The following is a 5559-nucleotide window of genomic DNA, read 5'->3' on the forward strand; positions in this document are numbered from 1 at the left end:
GCGCCCAGATAGGTGCACATGGTGCGCTGGCCGTCCGGCGTCACATTGATCAGGCAGCGGGCCGTGGCCGGACCGGCGCCCAGCGGCGTCACGTCGAACCGCACCCCTTGGGCGCGCATGTCGTGGGCGAAGACGTCGCCCAGCTGGTCCTTGGCGACCTTGCCCAGATAGGCCGCCCGGCCGCCGAAGCTGGCGACGCCGGCCACGGTGTTGCCGGCCGAGCCGCCGGAGGTTTCCACGCCCGGCGCCATGCGGCTGTAGAGATCGACCCCGCGCGCCTCGTCGATCAGCATCATCGCGCCCTTGGATAGGCCTTCGGTGTCGAGGAACGCCTCGGCGGCCGGGGCGATCACGTCGACAATGGCGTTGCCGATGGCGGCGACGTCGTAAAGCTCGGTCATTGCGGGAGGGTTTCTCTTCTCGTTGGGCCGATGATCACGGGCGATGATCAGGGAACGGGCGCCGATTACAGGGAAAGCACAGTCGGGGCAATGTGAAGCAAGGCCGCGGCCGGGCCAAAGATGACGGCGCCCCGGCCTTGCGCAGGCCCACCTTGCGCAGGCTGTCATGATCGGGCGCTATCGCAGCGCCATGCAGCTCTACCACTTCAGCGACGATCCGGGCATTGCGGTGTTCGAGCCCCGCCCCGTCCGCGTCCCGTCCGAGCGTGGGCCGGGCCGGGACTGGCTGAACGGCCCCCTCGTCTGGGCCATCGAGGCCGCCCGCCAGGCCATGTACCTGTTCCCCCGCGACTGCCCGCGCATCCTGCTCTGGGCGACGGAGGCCAGCACGGCTGAGGATCGGGCGGCCTGGTTCCGGGGAAGTCCGGCCCAGGCGATCGCCTATGTGGAATGGGACTGGCTGGCGCGGCTGCGGGCCGAAACCCTCTATCGCTACGTCCTGCCGGCCGAGGCCTTCGAAAGCCTGGAGGACGCCGGCATGTGGGTGGCCCGAGAGGCGGTGAAGCCCCTGGCGCGCGACGTGCTGACCGACCTGCCCGCCGCCCTGCGCGAGGTCGGCGTCGAGCTTCGCCTGACTGAGACCCTGACCCACCTGCGCCCGGTGTGGGACACGACCCTGCACGCCAGCGGCATCCGCTTGCGCAACGCCAAGGACTGGACATGAAGACGCCCCTCATCGCCGGCCTGATCGCCGCCCTCCTGCCCCTCGCCGCGACGGCCGCTCCAGCGCCTGACTGGCGCCGGCCCGATCCGGCGCAGACCCTGGTGATCGACACGACCAAGGGCGTCATCGTGGTGGAGCTCGCGCCCGAGGTTGCGCCGGCCGCCGTGGCCCGGGTCAAGCAGCTGGCCCGGGAGGGCGTCTATGACGGCCTGCAGTTCCACCGGGTGATCGAAGGCTTCGTCGCCCAGACCGGCAATCCGAACAATCGCGACGGCGGAACCTCCGACCATCCGGACCTGGCGCCGGAATTCACCTTCCTCATGACCCCGGAGGTGGCGGGCGAGGTCGCCTTCGTCACCCAGGCCAGCGACGGGCGCACCGGGTTTCTGCGATCCCTGCCGATCGCGGCGGTCTCGGCCGGCGAAGAGGTCCGCAGCGGACGGCCGCGGGCCTGGGGCGCCTATTGTCCCGGCGTGTTCGGCATGGGCCGCCAGGCCGATCCGGGCAGCGCCAACAGCGAGATCTTCGTCATGCTGGACGCCGCCCGGCGCCTCGACCGCGACTACACCCCGTTTGGCCGGGTGATCGTGGGCCTGGACGTGGCCCGGTCCCTGGCGGTGGGCGAGCCGCCAGAGGCGCCGGACCAGATGCTCCGCGTGGCCGTGGCCGCCGACCTGCCCGAAGCCGAGCGCCCGCGTCTGGAGGTCGCCGATCCCAAGGGCGAGGCCTTCCAAGCCCGCGTCGCCGCCCTGCGCGCCGAAAAAGGCGCCGACTTCACCCTCTGCGACCTGGAGATCCCGGTGCGCTGACGGCGGTGGGGTGGAGGGGCTGTGCGACCGCCCTCGTCCTTCGAGGCCCTGCTGGCGCAGGGCGCCTCAGGATGAGGACGGACTGCAGACGCCCGCACCCACCTCCCTCGTCCTGAGGTGCGAGCTAAGCGAGCCTCGAAGGACGCAAGGCCTCCCATTCTCGTCACCCTCGGGCTCGTCCCGAGGGTCCCTGTCGAGGGCGGGCGCAAGCGGCGCGAGGGACCCTGGGCACAAGGCCCAGGGTGACGGGGAGGGGAGGCGCGCCTAGGAGAACAGCGCCCGCGAGGGGCAGAGGTCGGACACGGGGCATTCGTCGCATTTCGGCTTGCGGGCGACGCAGATGTAGCGGCCGTGCAGGATCAGCCAGTGGTGGGCGCGGACCAGATAGGGCTGCGGGATCACCGCCATCAGCTCGGCCTCCACCTGGTCGGGCGTCTTGCCGAAGGCGAGCTTCAGCCGGTGGGCGACGCGGAAGACGTGGGTGTCGACGGCGATGGCCGGCTCGACCCGCAGCTCGTTCAGCACCACGCTGGCGGTCTTGCGCCCGACGCCCGGCAGGGCCTGCAGGGCCTCGCGCTCCAGGGGCACCTCGCCCCCATGCTGCTCGATCAGGATGCGGGCCGCGGCGATGACGTTCTTCGCCTTGGTGCGGAACAGGCCGATGGAGGCGATGTAGGGGATCAAGCCTTCCTCCCCCAGCGCCAGCATCTTCTCCGGGGTGTCGGCCACCTCGAACAGGCGGGCGGTGGCCTTGTTGACCGACACGTCGGTGGCCTGGGCCGAGAGGGCCACGGCGGTCACCAGCGTATAGGGGCTGTCATAGTTGAGCTCGGTGCGCGGATCGGACTCCGCATCCTCGAACCGCTCGAACAGGGTGGCGATACGCGCCCGCTCGGCCGGCGACAGGCGCCGAGGGGGCTTATTCGCAGGCGGCTTGCGGGACGGGGATTTGGGCGGCGCGACCATGGGGGCTTGATGCCCTGCGCAAAGCCCCTCGCCAAGTGCGTGCGGGCGGCTAATATCGCGGCCAAGATGGACGGCCCCTATTACATGGATGCGGTCATCACCCCCAACCGCTCGCTGTCCCAGCGAGGGTTCGTGATCCTTATCTCCATCGTCACCGCCCTGAACTGCGTCTCGGCCCTGGTCTTCCTCTCGATGGGCGCGACCCTGGTGCCGATCTTCCTGGCTCTGGATGTCGGCGCCGTCGCGCTGGCCTTCCTGGTCAGCTTTCAGGCCGCCAAGCAGGTGGAGCGTGTCCAGGTCACCGCCCGGGAGGTCCGGGTGCTGCGCCAGACGCCGCAGGCCCAGGCCCTGGTCTGGACCTCGCCCACGGCCTTCACCCGCGTCGATGTGGAGGTGGAGGACGAGCGGACGGTGGGCGTGAAGCTGATGTTGTCAGGCCGGTTCGCCCAGGTGGCCGCGGCCCTGTCGCCCGGCGAGCGGGCCGATTTCGCCCGCGCCCTGCAGAACGCCATCTGGCAGGCCCGTTCAAACCGCTTCTAGATGGGGAACCGGTTCTAGACGCGGATATCCAGCAGGGAGCCGGGGCGCAGGATCTTCTGCGGCGGCTCGTCGCCGGCGCGCACCTGCAGGGGGACCTCACGAACCGGTGTGGCGTGCCGCTGGAGGTCAGCCGCCGCAGCGGCGGTCTTGGTCGGGACCTGAGTCTGGGCGGGGGCCTGGGTCGGGGCGGCGCGGCCAAGGGCGGCCTCGAAGAAGGCCTTCTGGGCGGCGCTGCGCTGTGTCGGCGGGGTCCCTTGTGGGGCCGCCGGCAGGGCGTTCGGGAAGGGCGGTCGAATCGCGCTCAAGACGAAAACCAGGCTTCAGGGGCTGAAATCGGCCCCAAAATGGGCCTATCGCGCTGAATTTATGGTTAACGACATCTGAAGGCTAGGGCCTTCGTGGGTTGGCCTGCAACAGGGCTGCCAACCGGTCGGCCAGGGCGGCCTCGTCCTTCATCTCGCATTCCCAGATCACCTCGACCCGCCAGCCCGAGGCCGAGAGCGCCTGGACGGTGGTCGCATCGCGCGCCCGGTTGCGCCCGACCTTGGCCAGCCAGTAGTCGCGGTTGGTCTTGGGCACGCGGGCGCCCCTCGCGCAGTCATGGCCATGCCAGAAGCAGCCATGGGCGAAGATGGCCAGCCGCCGTCCAGGCAGCACGATGTCGGGCGAGCCCGGCATGTCCCTGCGGTTCAGGCGGTAGCGGGCGCCGAGCCCGGTCAGCAGGCGGCGAAGGGTGCGCTCTGGCGTCGTGCCCGAGCCCTTGACCTGGCGCATGACGGCCGAGCGCTTGTTCGCGTCATAGACGTCGGTCATGACGTCCCAAGACCTGGGCCCGGCCGCTTCGCCGTCCCTAGAGCCCTTCGAACAGGGCGGTGGACAGGTAGCGCTCGGCGAAGCTGGGGATGATGACGACGATGGTCTTGCCCGCCATCTCGTCCCGGGCCGCCACATGGAAGGCGGCCGTCAGGGCTGCGCCCGACGAAATCCCCACCGGAATGCCTTCTTCGCGGGCGACCCGGCGGGCCATGGCGAAGCTGTCGTCGTTGGAGACCTGGACCACCTCGTCGATGATGCTGCGGTCGAGGATCGAGGGCACGAAGCCCGCCCCGATGCCCTGGATCTTGTGCGGGCCCGGCTGGCCGCCGGACAGCACCGGCGAGGCCTCGGGCTCGACCGCGATCATCTTCAGGGAGGCCTTGCGGGCCTTCAGCACCTGGCCGACCCCGGTGATGGTGCCGCCGGTGCCGACGCCGGAGATCACCGCATCGACCTTGCCGTCGGTGTCGTTCCAGATTTCCTCGGCGGTGGAGACCCGGTGGACCAGGGGGTTGGCGCCGTTGTCGAATTGCTGGGGCATGACGGCGCCTGGCGTCGCCTCGACGATCTCGCGGGCTCTCGCCACTGCGCCGGCCATGCCGCGCTCGGCCGGGGTGAGCTCAAGCTTGGCGCCCATCAGGGCCAGCATCTTGCGCCGTTCGATGGACATGCTCTCGGGCATGACCAGGGTCAGCGGATAGCCCTTGGCCGCGGCCACGAAGGCCAGCGCAATGCCGGTATTGCCGCTGGTGGGCTCCACGATGGTGGAGCCGGCCTTGAGAATCCCCTGGGCTTCCAGGGCCTCGATCATGGCCACACCGATGCGGTCCTTCACCGAGGCGATCGGATTGAAGAATTCCAGCTTGGCCAGCACCTCGCCCTTGGGCTGCAGCGCCGCCGTCAGCCGCGGCAGGCGCACCAGGGGGGTGTCGCCCATGGTGTCGATGATGGAGTCGAAAACCCGGCCCCGGCCCGCCCGGCGGAGGCCTTCGGCGTCGTAGGTCTTGTCGGAATTGGCGTCCATGGACCTGCCTTCAAAATCGCGTTTCGTGCCCTTTGGACGCAAACTTAGGGGTTCGGGTCGCAAATGGTAAGCCGGTCATTCGGCGGCGATGGGCTGGAATCCCGCGTCGACCAGGAGGCCGAGCAGGTTTTCCGCCAGCCAGGCCACCACCGGAACCGCCACCCCGTCCCCCGTCACATGCAAGGCGCCGTTGGCCGAGGCCGGCAGGGCGTAGGTCTCGGGCAGGCCCATCAGCCGAGCGGATTCCCGCGGAGAGACCAGGCGCGAGCGCAGGCCGCC

General features: G+C 70.0%; 9 protein-coding genes. 3 read left to right on the forward strand and 6 right to left on the reverse strand.

The window, feature by feature from the left end; genetic code table 11:
• A partial coding sequence (locus V7702_RS16405; RefSeq protein ID WP_335651151.1) for a PfkB family carbohydrate kinase occupies nt 1-401 on the reverse strand: 401 nt, incomplete at its 3' end.
• 166 nt (nt 402-567) lie between these two features.
• Between V7702_RS16405 and V7702_RS16410 the strand changes: the two genes are divergently transcribed.
• Complete coding sequence (locus tag V7702_RS16410; RefSeq protein ID WP_335651152.1) at nt 568-1125, forward strand: DUF6886 family protein; 558 nt, start codon at nt 568-570, stop codon at nt 1123-1125.
• Nucleotides 1122-1934 carry a peptidylprolyl isomerase gene (locus tag V7702_RS16415; protein ID WP_335651153.1) on the forward strand — a complete coding sequence of 271 codons (813 nt, stop codon included), beginning with the start codon at nt 1122-1124 and terminating at the stop codon, nt 1932-1934. The genes V7702_RS16410 and V7702_RS16415 overlap by 4 nt, the downstream gene beginning before the upstream one ends.
• Before the next feature lie 264 nt (nt 1935-2198).
• Here the strand turns inward: V7702_RS16415 and nth are convergent, their stop codons facing one another.
• A complete protein-coding gene (nth, locus tag V7702_RS16420) occupies nt 2199-2900 on the reverse strand; it encodes an endonuclease III (protein WP_335651154.1) in 702 nt (233 codons plus the stop codon).
• Nucleotides 2901-2909: 9 nt separating this feature from the next.
• On the opposite strand from nth, the gene V7702_RS16425 reads away from it, so the two are divergent.
• Nucleotides 2910-3440: a DUF2244 domain-containing protein gene (locus V7702_RS16425; protein WP_335651155.1), complete on the forward strand. Its 531-nt coding sequence runs from the start codon at nt 2910-2912 to the stop codon at nt 3438-3440.
• 14 nt (nt 3441-3454) lie between these two features.
• On the opposite strand, the gene V7702_RS16430 is transcribed toward V7702_RS16425, so the two are convergent.
• The 4 genes from V7702_RS16430 to V7702_RS16445 form a co-directional block, all read right to left on the reverse strand.
• Complete coding sequence (locus V7702_RS16430; RefSeq protein WP_335651156.1) at nt 3455-3745, reverse strand: hypothetical protein; 291 nt, start codon at nt 3743-3745, stop codon at nt 3455-3457.
• An 82-nt stretch (nt 3746-3827) separates the two neighbouring features.
• Nucleotides 3828-4253, reverse strand: coding sequence for a very short patch repair endonuclease (locus V7702_RS16435; RefSeq protein ID WP_335651157.1), 426 nt, complete (start codon nt 4251-4253; stop codon nt 3828-3830).
• Between the two features lie 37 nt (nt 4254-4290).
• On the reverse strand, nt 4291-5280 hold the full coding sequence (gene cysK / locus V7702_RS16440) for a cysteine synthase A (RefSeq protein WP_300579124.1): 990 nt from the start codon (nt 5278-5280) through the stop codon (nt 4291-4293).
• A 75-nt stretch (nt 5281-5355) separates the two neighbouring features.
• On the reverse strand, nt 5356-5559 hold a 204-nt coding region (locus tag V7702_RS16445; RefSeq protein WP_335651158.1), incomplete at its 5' end, for a DNA cytosine methyltransferase.

Source organism: Phenylobacterium sp. (assembly GCF_036963605.1).
Classification (GTDB): Bacteria; Pseudomonadota; Alphaproteobacteria; order Caulobacterales; family Caulobacteraceae; genus Phenylobacterium.

Coding starts and splice junctions, on each gene's coding strand:
- V7702_RS16410 (WP_335651152.1), top strand. CDS start 568: ATGATCGGGCGCTATCGCAGCGCCATGCAGCTCTACCACTTCAGCGAC.
- V7702_RS16415 (WP_335651153.1), top strand. CDS start 1,122: ATGAAGACGCCCCTCATCGCCGGCCTGATCGCCGCCCTCCTGCCCCTC.
- nth (WP_335651154.1), bottom strand. CDS start 2,900: ATGGTCGCGCCGCCCAAATCCCCGTCCCGCAAGCCGCCTGCGAATAAG.
- V7702_RS16425 (WP_335651155.1), top strand. CDS start 2,910: ATGCCCTGCGCAAAGCCCCTCGCCAAGTGCGTGCGGGCGGCTAATATC.
- V7702_RS16435 (WP_335651157.1), bottom strand. CDS start 4,253: ATGACCGACGTCTATGACGCGAACAAGCGCTCGGCCGTCATGCGCCAG.
- cysK (WP_300579124.1), bottom strand. CDS start 5,280: ATGGACGCCAATTCCGACAAGACCTACGACGCCGAAGGCCTCCGCCGG.